Source organism: Flavobacterium sp. MEB061 (genome assembly GCF_000834715.1).
GTDB classification, from domain to species: Bacteria; Bacteroidota; Bacteroidia; order Flavobacteriales; family Flavobacteriaceae; genus Flavobacterium; species Flavobacterium pectinovorum.
This window is the reverse complement of sequence record NZ_JXQR01000057.1, coordinates 36,597-58,453: the sequence shown is the minus strand read 5'-3', so window position 1 is coordinate 58,453 and position 21,857 is coordinate 36,597. Positions and strand designations below refer to the sequence as shown.

18 protein-coding genes are annotated in these 21,857 nt (G+C 35.0%); 10 read left to right on the top strand and 8 right to left on the bottom strand.

The annotated features are described in order from the left end of the window. The first annotated feature begins 32 nt into the window (after positions 1–32). The 3 genes from RT99_RS19870 to RT99_RS19860 all read left to right on the top strand — a co-directional run bounded on the left by RT99_RS19870 (position 33) and on the right by RT99_RS19860 (position 2,352). Positions 33–932 carry a carbohydrate kinase gene (locus RT99_RS19870; protein WP_042566496.1) on the top strand — a complete coding sequence of 300 codons (900 nt, stop codon included), beginning with the start codon at positions 33–35 and terminating at the stop codon, positions 930–932. 430 nt (positions 933–1,362) lie between these two features. Next, positions 1,363–1,764, top strand: a complete 402-nt coding sequence (locus RT99_RS19865; RefSeq protein ID WP_042566495.1) for a hypothetical protein — start codon at positions 1,363–1,365, stop codon at positions 1,762–1,764. A gap of 201 nt (positions 1,765–1,965) precedes the next feature. After that, on the top strand, positions 1,966–2,352 hold the full coding sequence (locus RT99_RS19860) for a helix-turn-helix transcriptional regulator (RefSeq protein WP_042566494.1): 387 nt from the start codon (positions 1,966–1,968) through the stop codon (positions 2,350–2,352). A gap of 103 nt (positions 2,353–2,455) precedes the next feature. Here the strand turns inward: RT99_RS19860 and RT99_RS19855 are convergent, their stop codons facing one another. Then, entirely contained in the window at positions 2,456–2,788 is a 333-nt protein-coding gene (locus RT99_RS19855; RefSeq protein ID WP_042566493.1) for a YegP family protein, read from the bottom strand. 358 nt (positions 2,789–3,146) lie between these two features. On the opposite strand from RT99_RS19855, the gene RT99_RS19850 reads away from it, so the two are divergent. The 3 genes from RT99_RS19850 to RT99_RS19840 all read left to right on the top strand — a co-directional run bounded on the left by RT99_RS19850 (position 3,147) and on the right by RT99_RS19840 (position 5,522). Continuing rightward, positions 3,147–3,617, top strand: coding sequence for a copper resistance protein NlpE N-terminal domain-containing protein (locus RT99_RS19850; RefSeq protein WP_042566492.1), 471 nt, complete (start codon positions 3,147–3,149; stop codon positions 3,615–3,617). 197 nt (positions 3,618–3,814) lie between these two features. Further along, the gene (locus RT99_RS19845; protein WP_042566491.1) at positions 3,815–4,939 is read left to right on the top strand and encodes an XdhC family protein; all 1,125 of its coding nucleotides are present in this window, start codon (positions 3,815–3,817) and stop codon (positions 4,937–4,939) included. Then, a complete protein-coding gene (locus RT99_RS19840; RefSeq protein WP_042566490.1) occupies positions 4,929–5,522 on the top strand; it encodes an NTP transferase domain-containing protein in 594 nt (197 codons plus the stop codon). Before RT99_RS19845 ends, RT99_RS19840 begins: the two co-directional genes overlap by 11 nt. A 136-nt stretch (positions 5,523–5,658) precedes the next feature. On the opposite strand, the gene RT99_RS19835 is transcribed toward RT99_RS19840, so the two are convergent. Further along, positions 5,659–6,780: a cysteine desulfurase family protein gene (locus RT99_RS19835; RefSeq protein ID WP_042566489.1), complete on the bottom strand. Its 1,122-nt coding sequence runs from the start codon at positions 6,778–6,780 to the stop codon at positions 5,659–5,661. A 178-nt stretch (positions 6,781–6,958) separates the two neighbouring features. On the opposite strand from RT99_RS19835, the gene RT99_RS19830 reads away from it, so the two are divergent. The 4 genes from RT99_RS19830 to RT99_RS19815 all read left to right on the top strand — a co-directional run bounded on the left by RT99_RS19830 (position 6,959) and on the right by RT99_RS19815 (position 12,071). Next, entirely contained in the window at positions 6,959–7,597 is a 639-nt protein-coding gene (locus tag RT99_RS19830) for a (2Fe-2S)-binding protein (RefSeq protein ID WP_042566488.1), read from the top strand. Further along, complete coding sequence (locus RT99_RS19825) at positions 7,594–8,574, top strand: xanthine dehydrogenase family protein subunit M (RefSeq protein ID WP_042566487.1); 981 nt, start codon at positions 7,594–7,596, stop codon at positions 8,572–8,574. Before RT99_RS19830 ends, RT99_RS19825 begins: the two co-directional genes overlap by 4 nt. A gap of 7 nt (positions 8,575–8,581) precedes the next feature. Further along, positions 8,582–10,792, top strand: coding sequence for a xanthine dehydrogenase family protein molybdopterin-binding subunit (locus tag RT99_RS19820; protein ID WP_042566486.1), 2,211 nt, complete (start codon positions 8,582–8,584; stop codon positions 10,790–10,792). 823 nt (positions 10,793–11,615) lie between these two features. After that, a complete protein-coding gene (locus tag RT99_RS19815; protein ID WP_042566485.1) occupies positions 11,616–12,071 on the top strand; it encodes an Hsp20/alpha crystallin family protein in 456 nt (151 codons plus the stop codon). A 129-nt stretch (positions 12,072–12,200) separates the two neighbouring features. Here the strand turns inward: RT99_RS19815 and RT99_RS19810 are convergent, their stop codons facing one another. The 6 genes from RT99_RS19810 to RT99_RS19785 form a co-directional block, all read right to left on the bottom strand. Then, positions 12,201–13,595, bottom strand: coding sequence for a serine hydrolase (locus RT99_RS19810; protein ID WP_042566484.1), 1,395 nt, complete (start codon positions 13,593–13,595; stop codon positions 12,201–12,203). Positions 13,596–13,715: 120 nt separating this feature from the next. Further along, complete coding sequence (locus tag RT99_RS19805; protein ID WP_042566483.1) at positions 13,716–14,279, bottom strand: DUF2911 domain-containing protein; 564 nt, start codon at positions 14,277–14,279, stop codon at positions 13,716–13,718. Positions 14,280–14,344: 65 nt separating this feature from the next. After that, positions 14,345–16,162, bottom strand: a complete 1,818-nt coding sequence (locus RT99_RS19800) for a glycoside hydrolase family 2 protein (RefSeq protein ID WP_042566482.1) — start codon at positions 16,160–16,162, stop codon at positions 14,345–14,347. 217 nt (positions 16,163–16,379) lie between these two features. Continuing rightward, positions 16,380–18,818 carry a glycoside hydrolase family 2 TIM barrel-domain containing protein gene (locus RT99_RS19795; RefSeq protein WP_042566481.1) on the bottom strand — a complete coding sequence of 813 codons (2,439 nt, stop codon included), beginning with the start codon at positions 18,816–18,818 and terminating at the stop codon, positions 16,380–16,382. 93 nt (positions 18,819–18,911) lie between these two features. Beyond that, positions 18,912–20,087: a glycoside hydrolase family 88 protein gene (locus RT99_RS19790; protein ID WP_042566537.1), complete on the bottom strand. Its 1,176-nt coding sequence runs from the start codon at positions 20,085–20,087 to the stop codon at positions 18,912–18,914. 249 nt (positions 20,088–20,336) lie between these two features. Next, complete coding sequence (locus tag RT99_RS19785; protein WP_042566480.1) at positions 20,337–21,851, bottom strand: RagB/SusD family nutrient uptake outer membrane protein; 1,515 nt, start codon at positions 21,849–21,851, stop codon at positions 20,337–20,339. Between the last annotated feature and the right edge of the window lie 6 nt (positions 21,852–21,857).

The window sequence follows — 21,857 nt, the reverse complement described above, 5'->3', positions numbered from 1 at the left end:
GAACCTGCATATAAATATTAAAAAAGTTAAGAATGAATAACGATATAAGCCTTAAAGCAGTAGCATACGGAGAAGTACTTTGGGATGTTTTTGAAGATAAGAAAAAGATAGGCGGAGCCCCGCTTAATGTGGCTTTGAGAATGAAAACATTAGGTTGTGAAGTCGCGATGATAAGCTGTGTTGGAAATGATGAAGACGGAAAAGCAATTCTAAACCACGTAAAACAATTAGGACTTCAGACAGACGCCATTATGCAATCTGAAACTTTCCCAACTGGATTGGTAAAAGTAACTTTAGACGAAAGAGGTTCTGCAACTTACGAAATCAATTATCCATCGGCGTGGGATAAAATTGTACTGAATAATCAAGCGGAAACTTTGGTTATTAATGCTGATGTTTTAATTTATGGAAGTTTGGTTTGCCGTGATAAAGTTTCGAGAGATTCGCTGGAAGATTTGCTGCAAATGAACATTTATAAAGTATTTGACGTTAATTTAAGAAAACCGCATTATACGTATGAAGTGCTTGAAAGATTAATGCTTTCGGCAGATTTTATTAAGTTTAATGACGAAGAAATCCTCGAAATTGCCAAAGCTTTACAATCACCTTTTGAAAGTCTTGAAGAAAATATTCATTTTATTGCAGAACTTACCCACACAAAAGCAATTTGCGTAACAAGAGGCAAACATGGCGCTTTATTGTTTTGGAAAGGACAACTTTATGAAAATGAAGGTTATCCGGTAAAAGTTGCCGATACAGTTGGGGCAGGCGATTCGTTTTTGGCTTCGTTAATAACTTATTTACTTACCGATAAGGATCCACAGACTTCGATTGATTTTGCTTGTGCCGTTGGTGCTTTAGTTGCAGAATCTGCGGGAGCAAATCCTGAAATATCGTTTTCACGAATCGAAAATATGATTGGTAAAATATAAATTTTATTAGAAAATATAAATTTATGAAACAAATGATTTTTAGGGGAATGCATTAAAAAAAATAGCAAAAAATAATAATTTTGATAAAAAAAGGCCGTTTCTAATAATAAAGAAACGGCCTTTATTTTAGGTAATAATTTTGAGTTTAGAATTCAATTTTAGGATAAAATACTATATCAGTAAAATCTCAATCTAACTATATTAAAAATCAGTAAAAAGTGATATTAAGATTGAATTACAACGTATAGTTATATTCTATGATACTTTTTGTAAGAATAAAAAAGCAGAATATACGTAATATTGTGATTCGGAATGTTTCGTAACATTTTTAGCGTTTTTATACCTATTTTCAAGTATAAAAATGGTTTTTCACTACTGTATTTAAGATTTCGTTATTGAATACTTATTATTTTAAAACAACACAATTACTATGTTTATTACTCTCACACATGATCAAGTCCGTTTTTATTACGGATCGGAGCACTGGCAGTACAATTTTGATGAAATTGTCGAGCTTGGATTGCTCAAAAAAAAGAAATCCTATTTTCTTGAAAACATTGCTTTTTTAATAGTAACCGCTTTTGCCTATTATTTTATTATTTTTTCGAATTTTGCCGAACTCTACTACATTATACCAACTTTGCTCTGTTACACTATTTTAATCATTTTAAGATTCCCCAAAAATCTCGAATTTGATTATTATGTTATCGTAAAAGACATTTATCAGAAAGAAACTAAAATTAAAATAAAAGCATTAGACCGAACAAAAATAGGAAAACAAATTGACCAATACCTTAGTCTGAAATTTGATCAGATTTTGCAGGAAGCATAAAACCAAGATAATAAAATGGATCAATCATTATTCGGAATTTCATCTTTCGATTGGGCATTTATGGCTGTTGCAATAGTATACGGTTTCATAATTACCATTAAAAAAAAATAACATATCAATAGTGCTTCATTGACCTACATTTGGAAGCAAATTCAGATACGCATTGCAGTTATAGCTATACCATCCCCCCAAACAAAGTTTATGGCCACTTCAATAAAAAACAAAATAAAAAGCATTAGAGAGTTAAAAAATTACACTCAGGAATATATGGCAGATCAACTAGGTGTCACCCAGGCGGGTTATAGTAAAATTGAAAAAGGAAAAACGGTTCTTTCCTATGTTAAATTAGTTGAAATTGCCCGTATTTTAGATGTTAGTGTAGAAGATATCATTAGTTTCGACAGTCAGAGGTACTTTAATAATTTTAATAATGTAAAAGGAAATAACAACGGCAGTATCCTCATTAATCAGGATAACAACGAAACCCTGAAAACGCTTTACGAAGATAAAATAAAGCTCCTCGAAAAACTTCTAAAAAAAACAGAAGAAGAATTGTATCGGTACAAAAAGAAATTCGGACCTATATAAAACCAACTATTTATTATAAATTATTTTAAACACGAATTTCACTAATTTGCACTAATTTCTGTGTTAGTTTTGTGAAATTCGTGTTTATTTAAATATTTAAGAATTATGCTGTTTGATCGTCTGTAACAGCGTCAGGAGCATTTGTTTTTACAGACGCGATTCCGTTATCTCTTGCAGATGTACTTTCATACATTTCACTTGCGCCAATAATCTGACCGTTTGACGCCTTTAAGTTAAAATAAGGTTTCCCATTACTTGATTCTTTTTTGTCGAATCTGGCATCATCCTGCGAATTTGTTTTTACAGATTCAATTCCGTTATTGCACGCTGCTTTTGTGCTGTAACCTTCGCTGGTTAAAATAGTCTGGCCATTTCCAGCTTTTAAATTGAATTGAAATTCTCCGTTGGCTCTTTTTGTAATCACAAATTTTCCCATAATTATTGGTTTAAGTTAGGTAACATTTTTATTTTGCCTGATAAAAATACAAAACTTCATCATATAAATTATATTGCTAAAAAAAATAATTATTTAATAATATTCAGTGTATTAAATCTGCAAATCAAAGCTGAAAACTTAAAAAGAACTACAATTGTTTGATAAAATTGTTTTTGTAAAATGCCAAAATGTTTTTTGAATGTAGAAGCAAAATGAATTTTAAAGAAATACTTTTTAAATAAGAATCAAACGAAAGTTCAAAAATGGATTTAGTAGAATTATATTTTTTTAAACGATAAAGTTTTGTTAAATGAAATTTTAAAGCTAAGAATATTCTTTCTTTTGTTTAAAAAAAGTCATGAAAAAATTATTATTGGTACTAGTTGTTACAGCGCAATTTTTTGCGTGTAATTCTAAAAAAAGTGAAAAAGTTGTAGAGACGAAAAAAGTTGAAGTGAACAACAATGTTTCGGACCAGGCTGCAATTTATAAAGGTGTAATTCCTTGTGCTGATTGTGCCGGGATTGAAACAGTTTTGAAAATTTATGAAGGAGATGGAACAATAGAAAGTCATAAATTTGAATTATCAAGTACTTATCAAGGAAAAGAACCCAAAAAAGAAATTATAGAAAAAGGTAATTTTAATCTCGAAAGAGGTTTGGAAGATGATGCAGATGGAACAATTTATGTACTAAATTGGGATAAACCCGAAGCACAACAAATTTATTACGGCAGTTATAGTAATAATCGCGAAAAGATTTATTTATTGAATAATAATCGAAAAATAATTAAATCAGACCTCAATTATTCACTGACGATTATTCATTAACAAAATAATTATTAGCAAAGAATTAAAAGAGTTAAAATGTTCGCCTGAACGTTTTAACTCTTTTTTGTTTCGTTTATTTGGTAAATATCACTTTTGATCTTGATTAGAATTGCGAGATTATTTCTTTAGAAAACTTTGCAGACTTTGTGGTAAAAATTATTTAAATCCCTTATTTTTGTTAGAAGGCATTTACCACTATGAAAGAAATTAGCGAAATTCTTAAAGCATATTCAGAGGCAAAAGCCACAGGAAAAAAGACTGCATTGGCCACAGTTGTTAAGGTAGAAGGTTCGTCGTACAGACAACCGGGAGCACGCATGCTCGTTACCGAAGACGGTCTGCTAACAGGAGCCATAAGCGGTGGCTGTTTAGAAGGCGATGCGCTTCGAAAAGCATTGCTCTCAATTCATCAGCAGCAAAATAAATTAATAACATATAATACCACTAACGATGAAGATGCTGAAGTAGGATTACAGTTAGGCTGTAACGGAATCGTTCATATTCTTTTTGAATATATAGACGAAACGTTAGAAAACAACCCAATCCGGCTTTTACAGCAATTGCAGGCCGAAAGAAAACCTGCCATAATTGGGACTTTATTTTCGTTGCAAAAACAGGCGAGACAAGACGGAACTATATTGTTTTACAGAGAAAATGCAGATCCTTTATATTCTAATAAGATAGCCTTTGAACTTCTTCCGGATGCAAAAAGGGTTTTAGAAGATAAGCTTATGATTATAAAAAAACTAAATGAAAATGATGACGTCGAAGCCTTAATCGAATACATAACGCCACCGGTTTCACTTATTATTGTTGGAGCGGGGAACGATGTGCAGCCACTTGTAAAAATGGTTGAAATAACAGGCTGGGAAATTACAATAGCCGAAGGCCGCGCCACACATGCAACCAGGAAACGATTTCCGGAAGCAAAACAAATACGGGTTGGAAAACCGGAGCAGGTCTTTGAAAATATAAACATTGACCATCAAACTTATTTTGTATTAATAACACACAATTACAAATACGATTTGGCAATGCTAAAATTGCTTTTGCAAAGCGATTGCAGATATATTGGAATTCTGGGACCGAAAACAAAATTAAACCGCATGCTCGATGATTTGTTGGGTGAAGGAATAAAAGTAACCGAAGAGCAATTAAATCGCATTTATGGCCCAATCGGACTTGATATTGGTGCCGAAACTTCCGAAGAAATTGCCTTGTCGATTGTTGCCGAAATAAAAGCAATGATGAGTGGTAAAACCGGTACTTCACTCAAATACAAAACCGGAAAAATTCATAACTCAGCGCCTTATGTCGAATAATTTAAAAACAGGTATTGTTATTCTGGCTGCAGGAAATTCTTCAAGATTAGGGCAGCCTAAACAATTGCTGGAATATAAGAACTCAACGCTCTTAAAAAATACAATTGCAGCAGCTTTATTAGTTCCTGATTCGATTATTATCGTAGTAACGGGATCAAATAGCGAAACAATAGAAAAAAGCCTTAATAGTGATGAAATTAAAATCTATTTTAACTCAGATTGGCAAGCTGGTATGTCAACTTCAATCGCCAAAGGGCTTAAAGAACTATTAATTTTATGTGCGGATTGTGAAAGCTGTATTTTTGCCGTTTGCGATCAGCCTTATTTAACAACTGCTATTTTTGAGGATTTAATTCATCACTACCAAAATAACGAAAAAGGAATTGCAGCATCTGCTTATTCTGAAACATTAGGAACCCCCGTTCTTTTTAATAAAAAATACTTCGATGAACTTTTAGAATTGGAAGGTCATGAAGGTGCAAAAAAAATAATCAACCGTTTTAACGATGATGTTATTGCTGTTCCTTTCGAAAAAGGTAATATCGATATTGATACAATAGAAGATTATGAGAAGCTTATTTGAAGATTTGCCACGAAGGCGCTAAGGCACGAAGTTTTTTGTTTTCAAAGTTTGTCATTTCGAGGCACGAGAAATCACAATACGGTCGTTGATTAATCGGTGAAAAAAAAATTGCGCCTTAGCGCCTTCGTGGCAAAACCTAAACGCGTAATTTGCCAGTCAAATCCAAAATCCTTTCAATAGCCAAATCAATTTCAGTTTCAGTAGTAAATCTTCCCAAACTAAAGCGTATTGAACTCAAGGCATCATCATCAGATAATCCCATCGCTTTTAAAACATGCGAAGGTTTAGACGTTACTGCCGAACAAGAAGCTCCATTAGAAACAGAAATATCCTGTAAAGCGAGAATTAAGGTTTCGGAAACAACACCCGGAAAACAAATATTAGTAGTATTGTAAATTCGGTTTTCAGTATTTCCGTTTACAAATGAACCTTCAAAATTTAGCAGGCCATTTTCAAGTTTATCTCTTAATTTTGCAATTCTATTTTGATCTCTTTCTAATTCATTAACAGCAATTTCACTTGCTTTACCTAAACCAATAATTCCGGGTACATTTAACGTTCCGCTTCGCAATTTTCGCTGTTGTTCCCCGCCATGTAGCTGAGGCAATAATTTTAATTTGGCTTTCGCCGAAATGTACAAAGCACCAACACCTTTTGGACCATAAAATTTATGAGCCGAAAGTGGCAAAAGATCAATTTTTAGTTTTTCAACATCAACCGAAATTTTTCCAATTGCCTGTGTAGCATCACACATAAACAATGCATTTTTGGCATGGGCAAGTTCAGAAATCGCTTCAATATTTTGTGTTACACCAGTTTCATTATTGGTTATCATTACGATGACAATCAGTGTTTTATCTGTAATTGATTCATTTAAAACATTAAGATCTAAAACACCATCAGAACCCACCGGTAAATAGGTGACTTCAAACCCAATACTTTCCATAAATTCGCAGGTATTGAGTACAGCTTTGTGTTCTGTTATAATTGTAACAATATGTTTACGATACTGATTAGCAAGACCTTTAATGGCGAGATTTATAGCTTCGGTTGCACCCGATGTAAAGATGATTTCTTCTTCTTTGGCACCAATCAAATTTGCCGTTTGCCATGCCGCATTGGCCACGGCTTCACTTACGGTTAATCCTGCAAGATGAGCGCTTCCTGCATTTGCATAATTTTCTGTAAAGTATGGAAGCATAGTATTTAATACGCGATCATCTAAACGGGTAGTTGCATTGTTGTCAAGGTAAATCATGAAGTGGCATTTAGTCTAATTATTGTAAAAATACGATTTTGAAATTTAACAAAAACAGTCCTTATCTAGAAAATTTCTGAATAACAGGATTATGTGAATTTTGTAATTTTTTCTCACAAAGGATACTTAAATTTGTTAGAATTACTACAAGCAATTTGTTAATTTAAAAACAGTATGCATGGCTCCCAAAAAAACAAATATTAAGAAAGTAATCGAAGACGACACTAATTCTCGTCGCGATTTTATCAAAAAATCAGGATTATTTACCGCACTTGCTTTTGCTCCGCCCTCATTGGTTATGGCTTCAGAAAAAAAGTGGGATGAGAAAATTGCAGAATATTTAGAGACAGTTCCGCTTTCGATAGAAGTAAACGGTACAAAACACAATCTTAATGTTGAACCACGAACTACTTTGCTGGATTTGTTGAGGGAGAATTTACAATTAACAGGAACAAAAAAAGGGTGCGATCACGGACAATGCGGTGCATGTACGGTTCATGTAAACGGCACCAGAATTTTGTCCTGTTTATCATTGGCATCCATGCAGCAAAATGCGCAGGTGACTACAATTGAAGGACTTTCGAAAGGAAAAAAATTACATCCAATGCAGGAAGCTTTCATCAAAAATGACGGTTTTCAATGTGGATATTGCACGCCGGGACAAATCATGTCGGGAATTGCCTGCATTAAAGAAGGTCACGCCAACAGCAGAGAAGAAATTAGAGAATATATGAGCGGAAACATTTGTAGATGTGGAGCTTATCATAATATTGTAGACGCGATAACAGAAGTTAAGGAAGGAGGGAAGCCATTATGAAAAACTTTCAAATCATTAGAGCGCTTTCATCCGGCTCTGCAGTAACCAATATCAGCAAAGAACCTTCAGCAATGTTTATTGCAGGTGGAACAAACCTGGTAGACTTAATGAAAAAGAATGTTGTTGCTCCGGACAAACTGGTCGACATTACAGCTTTGGATTTAAAGAAAATAGAATTTGGAACTGGAAAAGTATCAATTGGCGCATTGGCAAAAAACAGTCAGGTTGCCGAAGATAAATCCATTAAAGAAAAATATCCTTTGCTGGCTTTAGCATTAGCCGCCGGAGCGTCACAGCAAATCAGACATATGGCAACCGTTGGCGGAAATATGTTACAGCGCACGCGTTGTTCGTATTTTTATAACACCGATATGCCCTGCAATAAAAGAACACCAAAAAGCGGCTGCGGAGCCATTGGTGGTTCAAACAGAATGCACGCCATTTTTGGGGCTTCAGACAGTTGTATTGCCGTTCATCCAAGTGATATGTGCATAGCACTTGCAGCTCTGGATGCGACCGTTTTTGTAGAAGGTCCAAAAGGCAAAAGACAAATAAAATTTACTGATTTTCATCGTCTTCCCGGAAATACGCCTGAAAAAGACAATACATTGGAAAGTAAAGAATTGATAACTTCGATAGAAATCCCTGAGAATAATTTTACCAAAAATATACATTATTTAAAAGTTCGTGACCGAAGCAGTTATGCTTTTGCATTAATTTCTGTTGCCGTTGGTTTAGACATTAAAAACAATGTAATAAATGAGGCAAGACTTGCAATGGGCGGTGTTGCACATAAACCATGGCGATTAACAGAAACAGAAGAATTTTTGAAAGGAAAAACAGTTTCTGAAGAAACGTTCAGACAAGCGGCAAATTTAAGCATGAAAGGTGCTAAAAGTTATGGCGACAACGCCTTTAAATTGACTCTAGGACCAAATGCAATCACCGAAGCGTTAACTATAGCAGCATCTAAATAATTTGATTATGAGCAAGACAAGTAATATAAACAGAGTTGACGGATTTGCTAAAGTAACGGGTTCTGCAACTTATTCGGCCGAGTATAAAACTGCTGGTGTTACCTACGCCTGTTTGGTGGGAAGTACGATTGCCAAAGGCCGAATCAAAAGTATTGATACTAAAAAAGCCGAATGGGCGCCGGGAGTTCTGGCGGTTATAACGCATTTAAATGTCGAGAAACCTGCAGGATACGAGCAAGCCAAACAGCGTAATAATCTGGGACAACCGCTTCAAATTTTTAAAGACGATTCAGTTCGTTATTACGATCAGCCAATAGCTTTGGTGATTGCCGATACTTTTGAGCGTATGCAATATGCGGCGAGTTTAATTAAAGCCGAATATTTAAAAGAAGAACATACAACACAACTTGAAAAAGTAAAAGATAAAAGCAGAAATCCCGGCGGTGATCGTGCAAAAGATTACAATCGCGGAACAGAAGATGCTTATAAAACGGCAGAAGTTGTTTTAGAAGCAGAATACACGATTCCGACGGAAGTTCATAATCCGATGGAATTGGCAAATATTATTGCAAAATGGGAAAATAATAAACCCATTTTATACACCAAAAGTCAGGGTGTAGAAGGAACCAGAAAAAGTGTTGGGAACGTTTTTGGAATTCCGCCAGAAGATGTAGAAGTGCATTCTGAATATTTGGGTGGTGCTTTTGGAATGGGTTTGCATACCTGGCCTTATGAAATTGCAGCTTTAATTGGATCAAAAAAAATAGGCAAACCGGTTAAATTGGTTTTGCATCGTGAACAGATGTTTACCAATGTTGGATTTCGTCCTTACACGATTCAGAAAATGGGATTAGGAGCAACTAAAGACGGTAAACTTACAGGTTTAAGTCACGAAGCCCTGGCAATGACTTCGAACTATGAAGATTTTACCGAGGCAACCGTAAACATGTCACGTTTTATGTATGATTGTGCAAATGTTTCGACCAAATATAGAATTGCTGAACTTGATAGTTGTACACCAATCTGGATGCGTGGTCCCGGCGAAGCGACCGGCTCTTTTGCCTTGGAAAGCGCTATCGACGAATTGGCACATAAATTAAATATGGATCCTATTGAATTTCGAAAACGCAATCACGCCGAAAAAGATCTGGAACAAAATAAACCGTGGAGCAGTAAATATCTTTTAGATTGTTACGAAGCCGGAATGGAACGCATTGGCTGGAAAGACCGTAAAAATAAACCCGGAAGTGTTCGTGAAGGCGAATGGCTGGTAGGTTACGGAATGGGAACGGGAACTTTTGGTTCGTACCGAAATCCTACAACAGTAAAAGCGAAATTTTTGGCAGATGGAAATTTAGTTCTCCAATGCAGCGTAAACGATATGGGACCGGGAACGGCAACCATGATGACAGCAATTGGTGCAGAAATTACCGGAATCCCAACTGAAAATGTACTGATTGAAATGGGTCGAAGCGGATTACCAAAAGGACCAACGCAAGGTGGTTCTGCAACGACTTCGTCTGTAGGTTCTGCAGTTCACGATGCCTGTAACTTATTAGTAAGTAAAGCTCTTGGTTTGGCAACAGAAAATCCAACTTTTAAAAATATTCCTATCACAGATTTAGCTTTTGCAAATGGTTCGGTTTCTTCTAAAAAAGAGGCTTCAAAATCAGTTTCTTTAGGGACTTTGCTTAGTGCTAATAAATTAGAAGAACTAGCGGTAGAAAATGAATCAAAAGGTTCTGAAGAAGCTAAAAAATATTCTATTTATTCGTTTTCAGTGCATTTTGTAAAAGTTTTGGTAAACCCTAATTTAGGTAAAATCAGAATTGCTCACGTAGTTTCCTGCGCTGATATTGGCACAGTAATCAACCACAAAACTTCGGCCGGGCAAATGTACGGTGGGGCAGTTGGGGGAATTGGAATGGGATTAATGGAAGCTTTAGAAATCGATCACCGTTTTGGCCGTCCGATCAATAATAATTTTGCTGATTACCATGTTCCTGTAAATGCTGATATTGAAAAACAGGAAGTGTTTTTTGTAAATAAAAAAGATCCTGTAAGTAACCCGATGGGAACAAAAGGTTTGGGAGAAACAGCATTGGTAGGAATGGCGCCGGCAATTGCAAATGCAGTTTTTAATGCAACCGGAAAACGTGTTAGAGACTTACCAATTACACTTGATAAAATTTTAGATCCTACTGTAGCGACAGCATAATTTAATAATATCGTGTAGTCCCTACGGGACAATATTGTGTGCATATTCCTTTTTTTCTACCAATATGTAATCTCTACGAGATATGATTTTTTATTTATGAATAAAATTCAAATTCTAAAAGATAATCCGTTAGGATTTACATATTGGTAACAAAGTAGAATTTTACTCCAGTTCAAATATCCCGTAGGGATTACATGAACTATTGCTTACTTAATAATAATTATCAGACGAAAAAACAATAATCCCTTTAGGAATCGAATATCATTTGATTCTCAAAGGGATTTTTTTAATTAATAAAATGAGCCGTTTTTCAAGAAAGTTAATAAAGTCATCAATAAAAAATGATGCAAAATGTCATAAAGTGAAAAGTCATTAATTTTTGGACACAAATTAAAAAAATGCTACATGATTATTAGTGGGAATATAAAAAGTAGTTTTCTTAATTACTGTCTTTTAAATTTTTACGCTGATATTTCGTTTATGACAATGCACCATTTTTTTTCTTTAATTGGTTTTGGTTAGTATAGATTTTATGATTGAATAATGATTAAGTTTTTTTACAAGTTGTGGAACATTTTCTTAATAATTACTTTCTATACTACATCAAAAATAAATGTGTAAAACACACATCTGTTATATAATTTAATTTATTTATTACATAATTCCCATGTTTTAATTTTGAACTGACATTTTTTCGTATGTATCTGAAATTGTGTCAAATAAATATTGAAAAAATGACAGTTTTTTTATTTTGGTATTTATTTTGCTTTTTTTGGGTTGTGAAATTAAATTTTAATGTATAACTATTTAAAAAGTAAAAGTCATGTTAACTATTAGAAGAAACGGGACAAATTCCCATGCATTTCCGGCATTATTTGACGACTTTTTCAGTCGTGAACTTTTTAACTGGGGAAACAATAATTTTTCATCCACCAGTACAACCGTACCATCCATAAACGTTAAAGAAACAGCCGAAAATTATGAGGTTGAAGTCGCAGCTCCGGGACTCGACAAAAAAGACTTTAATGTTACCCTGGATAACAATTTACTGACTATTTCCTGCACCAAATCTACCAATAAAGAAGAGAAAGGGGAAGGAGATAATTATACTCGCAGAGAGTTTAGTTACCAATCATTTCAAAGAAGTTTTGAATTGCCAAAAAACGTTGTAGATGAGGATAATATCAATGCCCGCTACGAGAACGGAATTTTAAATCTTACTATTCCAAAAAGAGATGAGGCAAAACAAAAAGCACCAAAAATGATTGAGATTGCATAATGATTAAGTCTCAATTCGAGATTATTTATCTGTTTTATTCATGAAAAAGGCTGTCAAAAAATTTGACAGCCTTTTTTTATCTCATTTAAAAATTATCTAATTATCTAATTGCCGAATTATCTAATTGTTTCATTTCTTAAAAGCAGGCAAAATATATTTCTGAATCAGTTCGTCACTTGGTGATTGTGAGTTATAATTTCCGCCTGTGATCACAGTAACCATATTCTGGTCTTCCCAAACATAAATTTTCTGTCCGCCGTTTCCTTGAGCAGCCTTTCCGAAAAAACGAGTGCCATTTACTTCCAGATATTTAAGCCACCACAAATAACCGTAATTTACGCCCTGAATAACAGAGTGTTTGGTTAAAGATTCCTCAATCCAGTTTTTAGAAATAACCTGTTTGTCTGCCCACATTCCTTTATTTAGATAAAGCAAACCAAATTTAGCCATATCTCTTGGCGTTAAATAGACCTGACAAAAAGTTTCGGAACTGGAAGCATCGGGTTTAAAATTCCATTTGAAATTTTTAATGCCAATATCTTTAAAAAGAGTTTGTTTTGCAAAATCCGGAAGTGTCATTTTAGTTGCTTTTTCAATAATTCTCCCCACTGTAATCGGGTTTCCCGAGCAATACATTCCTCGTCCGTCCGGAACATCAATCATTGGTAAATCTAATGTAAATTGTATCCAGTCATCAGAATAATTCATTGTCGTTTCATTTCCTTCAGATTTAGGATTACTCACATCGCAATCAAGTCCGCTTTGATTGGTTAAAAGGTTTTCAATTGTAATTTGTCGTTTATCATCTGTGAGGTTTTTAAAAGTATATTCAGGAAAATAAGAAAGTACAGTTTCAGTTTTGCTTTTAATAAATCCTTTATCAATTGCAATTCCCGTAAGGGCAGAAATTATACTTTTTGTAGCAGAACGCATTTCGTGCAATTTGGTTTTGTTGTATTCATAAAAATATTCTTCAAAAACCAATTTTCCATCTTTTATAATTAAAACACTGTGTACGTTTGCATAAGTTCCGTCAACAATTTTCTGCATCATTTCATTCAATAATGCTTTATCTATTCCAGTATTATCGAGCGTTCCGGTCAATAAACCATCAAGGTCTTTTTTTGGCGGCTGATAGCTATATTTAAAATCTTTTGAATTAAGTCTCGGATACCACATTTCTTTTGGAAAAACAACTTTTTTACTAATCAGATTAAATGTTTTTTCCTGAGAAGTATAACCGGTAATCGCAGAAGCACTATTTCTTAAGAAAGTCACTTTTTCTTTAGACATGTTTAAAAAGATGTCTTTTTCTGAAGGTTTTAAAGCATATTTGCTTTCGTTGATAATAGCGTATAAAATAGTGTCTTTTGGCGAGGCAGCGATTTGTAAATTAGTATTGTTTTGATATTCATAAATGCCTTCATATTCTTTTAATTGCTCATAAGTAATTTTAAACATTTGTTGAGAATATCCGCAATAAACGGACAACAGAAATAGCAGCAATACATACTTTTTTTTCATTTTTGTGGTTTTTTGGTTGGTGGTTAGGTTGTTAAATTTACTCAATATTAAGCAAAAAAAAAGAGACACTAATTATTTAATTAAGTGTCTCTTTGATATTTAAGTCGAAATATTGAGTAATTATTTTATTGTGATCGGAACTTCAACTGTTGTTTTGTCCCATCCAATTACCAAATTTGTTACTTTATCTTTTGATGTAAAAGCGATTGATAAAGCTTCGATTACTTCTGAAACTGGTTTTACAGGAACTGTAATTTTTACAAGATCTTTGCTTTCATCATACGCATAACCTCCCCATAAATCAAGTTCTTTATTGATAATTATTGTCCATTTATCTTTTTCAGGAATGGCAAACAAACTGTAAGTTCCTGCAGGAACAGCAACACCATTTATAGTAGCTGGTTTGTAGAATTTGATTTCTGTATTTTCATTTGCACCAACTCTCCAAACTTCACCATACTTAATTAAATCTCCAAAAATTACACGCCCTTTTACAGAAGGTCTTGAATAAATAACTTTGATAGAAGGCGAAGGAGTATCTGTTTTTTTGAATTTAACCGCTTTATTTGGGAAATAAGCAATATCAACCGGACTTGCATCTAACGGTGGAAATTTTACTACGTCCTGAGCTTTAACTGAAATAGCAATCAAAAAAGTAATTGCCAATAAACTAAATTTTTTCATAAGAATTATAATTTGTTATAGGTTCATACAAAGTAAGAGAATAACAAAGAGAAATCATACAATTTTTACTCTTTTTTCTTTTTCTCGTACCAATTTTGCATAATATAAAAGGCTTTCTTTTTTTGACCGTCGTTAGAAATCAATCCTTTGCGGTTGTACTCGTCCTGAATTCCCGGTAAAAGTCGTCTTGGAGATCTGAAATCAACCAAAATCCACGGACTTGTACCACTCAAATGCGGAATATTCTCTATCATTTTTAAATTCTGAATATATAAATATTCCTGAAATTCTTCTGTCCAGCGCTCGTTTTTTTCACCGTGTAATCCTGCTTTGGCATCACCGCCAAATTCAGAAACAATAACGGGTTTGTTGTATTTTGTTTTCCAGAAAATCTTTTCGGCATCTTCCAGTTTTCCGCCGTACCAGCCCAAATATTGGTTGAAAGAAATAATGTCTAAATATTCTCCAATAGCATCGTTGATCGTTCCAAAACCATCACTTCCGCTTTGCGTTAATAAAGCAGCACTAATCAATCTCGTATTGTCTAAAGATTTTGTGTGATCGATTAATTTTTTAATGAAAGTATTTCTCGCGTCAGAAATTGGCGTTTCATTTGCCATTGACCAGATAATAATACAAGCTCTGTTTTTATCTCTCGTAATCGCCGCCGTTAATTGATCTTCGGCATTTTTATAAGTCGCTTCTCTTGTAAATTCAACTGTCCAGTACACCGGAATTTCCTCCCAAACCATTAATCCCATTTTATCTGCCGTTCTGATAATATTCTCGTTATGCGGATAATGTGCCAGTCGAACATAATTACAGCCCAGTTCTTTTGCCCAATTTAATAGACGCAAAGCATCTTCCTCAGAATTGGCGCGTCCGCCTTTTGCATTTTCTTCGTGAATCGAAATTCCACGTAAAAAAATCGGTTTTCCGTTTAATAAAATTTTATCTTCTTTTGTTTCAATCGTTCTGAAACCAATATTGTCTTTCAGTTTTTGTCCGTTAAAATCAATCGTTACATCATACAATTTCGGGTTTTCAGGTGACCAAAAAGAGATTTTTTTCGCCGGAATTTCGAAGTTTACAATTCCATCAGCACCTACTTTTCCTTTATAATTAATTTTCAATTCAGGAATTGAAATTGAAACTGCATTTTTTGAAGCATCAGGATTATTGATTTTTACAAACCCGGAAATCAAATCTGTACTATTCTTTTTTAGCTGAATATTATAATCTTCTACAAATGAGGCGTTTTCTTCAATTAAAGTCACATCACGCGTTATTCCGCCATAATTCCACCAATCTGTATTAATCGTCGGAACATCTTCTTTGTGGCGTGTATTATCGACTTTAATAACCAGATAATTGTCTTTTGGTTTTACAATCGAAGTAACTTCATAATTAAAAGGTGTAAATCCGCCAATATGAGTGCCTAGTTTTTTGCCGTTCAGATAGACATCAGCTTTATAATTGATCGCACCGAGATAAAGAAAAAGGCGTTTTCCGGTTTTTAAATCATAATCGAAAGATTTTTTGAACCAGACATTTCCCTCATAATATTTCAGTTCCGGAACCTGCGAAGTCCAATCGCCCGGAATATTGATTTTCGGAGATTTATCAAAATCATATTCTACCAATTCCTGTTTATTTACAGCGTGATAATTATTAAAATATGCCGCATTTGATGGCTTTGCCTGTTTGTCGTATTCATCATGATGAAAACTGTAATATCCTGTTTCGTAAGGATCTACAATGTAATTCCAAACACCGTTTAATGAGGTTGTATTTCGATTTGGAACGTTTGCTATTAGGTTGATATCCTGTGCCTGTCCGAAAATGGAAAAGGTTAGGAGTAATGTGGTTATTAGTTTTTTCATTAGTATGTGTGTTTGTTGCCACAAAGGCTCGAAGGCACAAAGTTTTTTTTCACGCAGATTTTAAAAAGATTTAAGCAGATATGTGCAGATTATTTATAAAGTTTTTTAAAAATTAAATCTGCTAAAATCAGCAGAATCTGCGTAAAAAAAAATCATTTTAATCTTTTAATCTGTGGCAAAAAAAACTTTGTGTCTTAGCGACTTTGTGGCATTATTTTTATTTAAGCATTATTTTTAAATATTCCCCTTTAAAACTCTGATTCAAAGCTGTCATTTCAATAGGTAAACCAGAACCATCCGGAATAACCTCAATCGAAGCCTTTCCATTTGCCATTCTGATTGATTCACTTCCCGTTGGAGTTCCCTGATTTTTCATGGTTTTCCCACCTTTTAGGCATTGAAAATAAACACTTTCTTCATAATCCAGACAACGCAAATTGTTATTATCAATAGCAATTGCTGTTACTAAATAATTGCCGTTTTTTAATTTTTGATAAGACAATTGCAAAGACGTTGCCGTATCATTTTTGTTGAAACGATAGTTTACTTTTAAAGTATCCGAAACTGTTTTTCCGGCTATTGTTTTCCCAACAGCAATCAGCGTATTTTCTCCCTTTAAAAAATTCACATCCCAAGTTAAGCCATTTGCAGGATATAGCGAAAGATTTCTTTGTTTTTCTCCAAGCGATTTTCCTTCATGATAAAGCGTAACTTGCTCACAATTACTAAAAACACTCAGAGTTCTTGGCGTATTTTCAGGTCCCTGGCGTTCTGTCCAGGTATGCGATTCGATGTACGCAAACGGTTCTTTTGCCCAATAACTTTTAAAAACATAATACGCATCTTTCGGATTTCCGTTTCGGTCCACGAGTCCTTTTTGGTTCATGTACGGAATATCGTCTTCCGGACGCAATGGCGTTGCAAAATCCTTAAACGCCCACTGAACATTTCCCACAAATGCCGGATCGTTCTCGGATATATGCAAATGCCAGTCAAATAAATCGACGATATAATTCTCGCTCCAATCACCAATTTGTGCAATATTGGCCACTTTGGTTTGTACGATGGCTTCTTCCCAGCCTTCGGCTTTTATAACATTTTCGCCAGTTACGGGATTTTCGCTGTGACGCCCAACATGACTATCACCGCCATATTCGGCATGAATAAAATGTTTGTATTCTTTTTTGTAAACGTCAATTGCTTTTTGATAACTTTTGTAACTTCCTGAATACCAGCCTGACCAAATAGAAGGGGAGAAAACATCTACAATTTGTGAGCCTTCGTAATATTTTCGAATCGCCGTTTTTCGGGTAGGATCCACTTTGTGTGCGATGTCGTTTAATTCCGTTAAAAATGCATTCGTTTTTTCGGTATTGTCGCCATCAGGAAAATCAGGAAGCCAGTTCATTTCGTTTCCTAAAGACCAAATGATAATGCTCGGATGATTGTAATTTTGATTGATGATTTCGGCCAGCATATTTTTGGTGTTGGTTTGCCAAAGTTCACCGCCAATTCCACCACGGCACCACGGTAATTCATCCCAAACCAAAAGCCCCAATTCATCACAGGCTTTGTAAATTTCAGGATCTTGCGGATAATGCGCCAAACGAACAAAATTGGCGCCCATATTTTTTATGGATTTCATATCTGCCCAATGTTGTTCGTTGCTCATCGCAGCACCAACTCCGGCTTGTTCTTCATGGCGATGGGTTCCGCGAATCAATAATCGCTTTCCGTTAAGATAAAAAGGACCGTGATCTTTAAACTCAAACCATCTAAAACCAACTTTTTCGTTTACGCTGTCAATGATTTGTTTATTTTCTGATAAAGTAGCCGTTACCGAATATAAATTCGGATTATCCGTATCCCACAACTCTGGATTTTTAATGTTTTCGAAAGTAATATTCGACGTTTTATCAGAAACTAAAATCGTTTTGCTGGCAACTTTTTTCCCTTTCGGATTTTTAAGAACCACCGTTAAAGATAAATCTTTTGCATTTTCAGCATTTATAGTCGAAGCCAGAATCTGTACCGAAGCTTTTTTTGCAGAAACTTCTGGAGTTGTAATTTTTAGATTATCAATTCGGTTTTTGTATTGAGACAAAAGCCAGACATCTCGTGTGATCCCGCCATAAATAAAAAAATCACTTTTTTGCGACGGAATTATTTCAATATCATAACTATTATCAACACGTACAAAAATGTCGTTGTTTCCTTCGTTGATAAAATCTGTAATATCAATCGTAAACCCAATATAACCACCAATATGTCCGCCGGCTTCTTTGCCGTTTACATAAAGTTTTGTGGTGACATTCGAGCCTTCAAAATATAAAAAATAGCGTTTGTTTTTGTCTATTTGGGTAATGTTCAGCTTTTTTTGATACCAGCTTGCATCGCGTCTGTAACCCGGATTTAAATCGGTTGCATCTTCGGCATTCCACGTATGTGGTAAATTTAAAGGCGTCCAGTTTGCCGCATTTTTTGCTTCCGTAAGACTTGAAGTATGATTTTCTAAATACAGCCAATTTTCATTGATATTGGTCTTCGTTCGCATTGCCGAATTTTTCTGGGCAAAGCCAATGAAAAAGCAAAACTGAAAAGCAATCAAAAAAGCGATAGCAGAAAAAGAAATATAGTTGTGATGTAGTTTTTGCATAAATTATAAAGCTTTTTTTTTAGGTTCAAAGGGACAAAGGGATAAAGGTTCAAAGGATGAAAACCTTTGTCCCTCTGCACCTCTGTACCTTTGCTACTTTTTTCTCAATAATGCTTCCAGAAAATAATAGTCAGCATAAATTATAGGTTCGTCAATTTCGTCGTGTTTTGGCCAGTTTCCGGTACTGTGATCCAGAATAAAAGGCGCTTTTACAGTATCAGGTAAAATGTATTTGTCTGAATGTAAAGACGTCATTATTTTATCGGCGAAAGCCAAATAACTTTGATTCTTGGTATATCCGTAAAGTTCGTACAACGCTGAAGCCATAACGGTTGCAGCAGAAACATCGCGCGGTGAATTCGGAATACTTGGATCTTTAAAATCCCAATAAGGAATTCCATCTTCCGGCAGATTTTTATTGGTCATAAAAAATTTTGCAGTTGCTTCAGCTTGTTTTAAATACTCAGGATCTTTGGTATATCGATACGACATAGTAAATCCGTAAACTGCCCAGCCTTGCCCGCGTGCCCAAACCGAATCGTCATTGTAACCCTGTAACGTAGTTTTCTTTCTAACTTCTCCCGTAACAGGATTATAATCAGTAACATGATAACAACTGTTGTCTTCCCTAAACTGATTTTTTAATGTTGTATTCGCATGTTTTACAGCAATATCATGGTATTTTTGGTTTCCTGATAATTTTGAGGCTTCAAACAGCAATTCAAGATTCATCATATTATCGATAATCACCGGATAATCCCAAATTTCTTTGTTGAAATCCCACGAACGAATCGCACCCACTTTTGCGTTAAAACGCGTGCATAAAGTTTCGGCGCCTTTAATAATCACATCTTTGTATTCTTGTTTGTTTTCCACTTTCAGCGCTTCTCCAAAACTGCAAAACACTTTAAAACCAACATCGTGCGAATTACTATTAACGCTTTCTTTTTTACTGAAAGGAGTCCATTTTTGAGCTTGCTCTTTGTATTTTGAATCGTTTGTAAGGCGGTACAATTGCCATAAGTTTCCGGCAAAAAATCCGCTTGTCCAGTCTCTCGACGGCACTTTTTTTATTAAATTGGTTTTAATGGTCATACTTCGTGGCATCGACATCGAATCTACCGGATAATCCAATAACATTTTGTATCGGTTTTCCAGAAGATGTTCAGCACTTGCCGAAGTTTTGGTCTGAGAATTAATTCCGGATTTGCACGCTGATGCCAGCAATGCAAATCCTAGAATTAAAGAAAAGTAACTAACTTTATTCATGCTTATATTTTTTTTAATTAAAAAATTAGAATTAAAAATTAAAAATCTTTGAACCGCAATTATGCATGCGATTAATGGATTAAAATCCATCCCTACAAAATAGGTCGAGCCTAAGGCTCTTTTCTAAAAGTTCCGGAGGAACAATCTATATTGTAGCCAGTCCCGAAGCTTCGGGATTAATCCCTGGAAAACAAACACAGTAGCTATTTTTAATTTTTAATTCCAAATTTTTAATTTATTTTATGAATATTAATATCCGGGATTATTCGGTTTTAAATTAGGATTAATCGCTAATTCTGTTCCCGGTAACGGCCATAAATAATCTTTGTTTACATCAAAAGTGTGAGGTTCTAAACCATTCACTCCAAAAACATCAGGACCAATTTTCAATCGTTTAATATCGTACCATCTGATGTATTCAAAGGCTAATTCTAAACGTCTTTCATCAATAACCATTTTTCTAAAATCGGACTGAGAAAGTCCCGGCGTTACGTTTGCAGGAAACGAAACCTGTTTTCCGGCTTTGTTTCTCGCTCTGGCGCGAACACGGTTTACATATCCGTCGGCTTCAGTAGTTCCCGGCGTGATTTCGTTTAAAGCTTCGGCAGCCGTTAACAAAACTTCTGCGTAACGCATCGTGATGTAATTGTGTTGCGAAGTTCTTCCGTTTGCGCCGGCTTTTCCGGGAAAACGAAAATATTTTGCAATATGCGGACGTGGTGCTTTTTCATTATCGCTTGAAGGGAAAATCTGCAACGCGCCGCCCGGACCCGTTTTCTTTCTAATAATCGTATCAAAACTTACCGCACGTCTGTAATCTCTTTGATCCCAGGTATCAAAAACTTTTTGAGAAGGCACAGCAACCGAAAATCCTTGTCCGTAACTGTAACTGTCGTCTTTTAAAGAACCTGTAAAAAAAGCGGTATAATCCTGACCATAATTTCCTGATGTTAAGTTATTAAAATCAATAGTAAACAAAGGTTCTTTTAATGCCGCCGCTTTTGTAGCGTTGAATAAGTCCTGAAAATCAGCATCTAAACCTAAACCAAATTTGGCTTCGTTTGTAATAACGTATTTTGCTTCGTCATAGGCTTTTTGGTAATTTCCCAAAGTCAGATATACAGAGGCTAAATATCCTGCTGCAGTACCTTTTCCGGGAACGGCTTTTACTTTTGGTTTGTCTTCCAGCCATTGTTTTGCAAATTCAAGATCGGCAATAATTTTTGGGTACACATCTGCTTCTTTGGTTCTGCTTAACGAATTTACCTGAGATACATCATTGACCACAAAATCAATATATGGAATATCGCCAAAAATGCGAACCAAATGATAGTAAGCAAAGGCTCTCGCAAAATAAGCCTGAGCGACAATGGCGTTTACTTTTGCAGGATCTCCGGGCGTTTTTTTAGCGCCTTCAATCGCCTGATTTGCAGCGGTAATAATCACATACGATTGCGGCCAAAAGTTAGCAACAAGTGCGTTAGTATCGTTCATATTCATATCATTAACATCGATACGGGCAGCCTGCGTGGTTCTGTCGCCAATATCGGCCATATCATCACGAAGCATTAGGGCAATCGTAAATTCACGTCCCCAATAATTATTGTGGGCAATGTTGGCAAAAGCTCCGTTTACAGCGGCTTGTAAGTCATCTGTATTGTTAAAAAAGTTATCGGGACGAATAATTCCCACGGGTTTTTCTTCAAGGTCAGAACAGCCAAAAGCGAATATTCCCAAGAAAAGAAAAGCTATATATTTTTTCATAATATT

Bases quoted from the DNA above. Each gene is read 5' to 3' on its own strand.
- RT99_RS19840 (WP_042566490.1), top strand. From the start codon at position 4,929: ATGTCGAATAATTTAAAAACAGGTATTGTTATTCTGGCTGCAGGAAAT.
- RT99_RS19850 (WP_042566492.1), top strand. From the start codon at position 3,147: ATGAAAAAATTATTATTGGTACTAGTTGTTACAGCGCAATTTTTTGCG.
- RT99_RS19800 (WP_042566482.1), bottom strand. From the start codon at position 16,162: ATGAAAAAACTAATAACCACATTACTCCTAACCTTTTCCATTTTCGGA.
- RT99_RS19815 (WP_042566485.1), top strand. From the start codon at position 11,616: ATGTTAACTATTAGAAGAAACGGGACAAATTCCCATGCATTTCCGGCA.
- RT99_RS19865 (WP_042566495.1), top strand. From the start codon at position 1,363: ATGTTTATTACTCTCACACATGATCAAGTCCGTTTTTATTACGGATCG.
- RT99_RS19820 (WP_042566486.1), top strand. From the start codon at position 8,582: ATGAGCAAGACAAGTAATATAAACAGAGTTGACGGATTTGCTAAAGTA.
- RT99_RS19835 (WP_042566489.1), bottom strand. From the start codon at position 6,780: ATGATTTACCTTGACAACAATGCAACTACCCGTTTAGATGATCGCGTA.
- RT99_RS19830 (WP_042566488.1), top strand. From the start codon at position 6,959: ATGGCTCCCAAAAAAACAAATATTAAGAAAGTAATCGAAGACGACACT.
- RT99_RS19870 (WP_042566496.1), top strand. From the start codon at position 33: ATGAATAACGATATAAGCCTTAAAGCAGTAGCATACGGAGAAGTACTT.
- RT99_RS19790 (WP_042566537.1), bottom strand. From the start codon at position 20,087: ATGAATAAAGTTAGTTACTTTTCTTTAATTCTAGGATTTGCATTGCTG.
- RT99_RS19795 (WP_042566481.1), bottom strand. From the start codon at position 18,818: ATGCAAAAACTACATCACAACTATATTTCTTTTTCTGCTATCGCTTTT.
- RT99_RS19860 (WP_042566494.1), top strand. From the start codon at position 1,966: ATGGCCACTTCAATAAAAAACAAAATAAAAAGCATTAGAGAGTTAAAA.
- RT99_RS19845 (WP_042566491.1), top strand. From the start codon at position 3,815: ATGAAAGAAATTAGCGAAATTCTTAAAGCATATTCAGAGGCAAAAGCC.
- RT99_RS19785 (WP_042566480.1), bottom strand. From the start codon at position 21,851: ATGAAAAAATATATAGCTTTTCTTTTCTTGGGAATATTCGCTTTTGGC.
- RT99_RS19855 (WP_042566493.1), bottom strand. From the start codon at position 2,788: ATGGGAAAATTTGTGATTACAAAAAGAGCCAACGGAGAATTTCAATTC.
- RT99_RS19810 (WP_042566484.1), bottom strand. From the start codon at position 13,595: ATGAAAAAAAAGTATGTATTGCTGCTATTTCTGTTGTCCGTTTATTGC.
- RT99_RS19825 (WP_042566487.1), top strand. From the start codon at position 7,594: ATGAAAAACTTTCAAATCATTAGAGCGCTTTCATCCGGCTCTGCAGTA.
- RT99_RS19805 (WP_042566483.1), bottom strand. From the start codon at position 14,279: ATGAAAAAATTTAGTTTATTGGCAATTACTTTTTTGATTGCTATTTCA.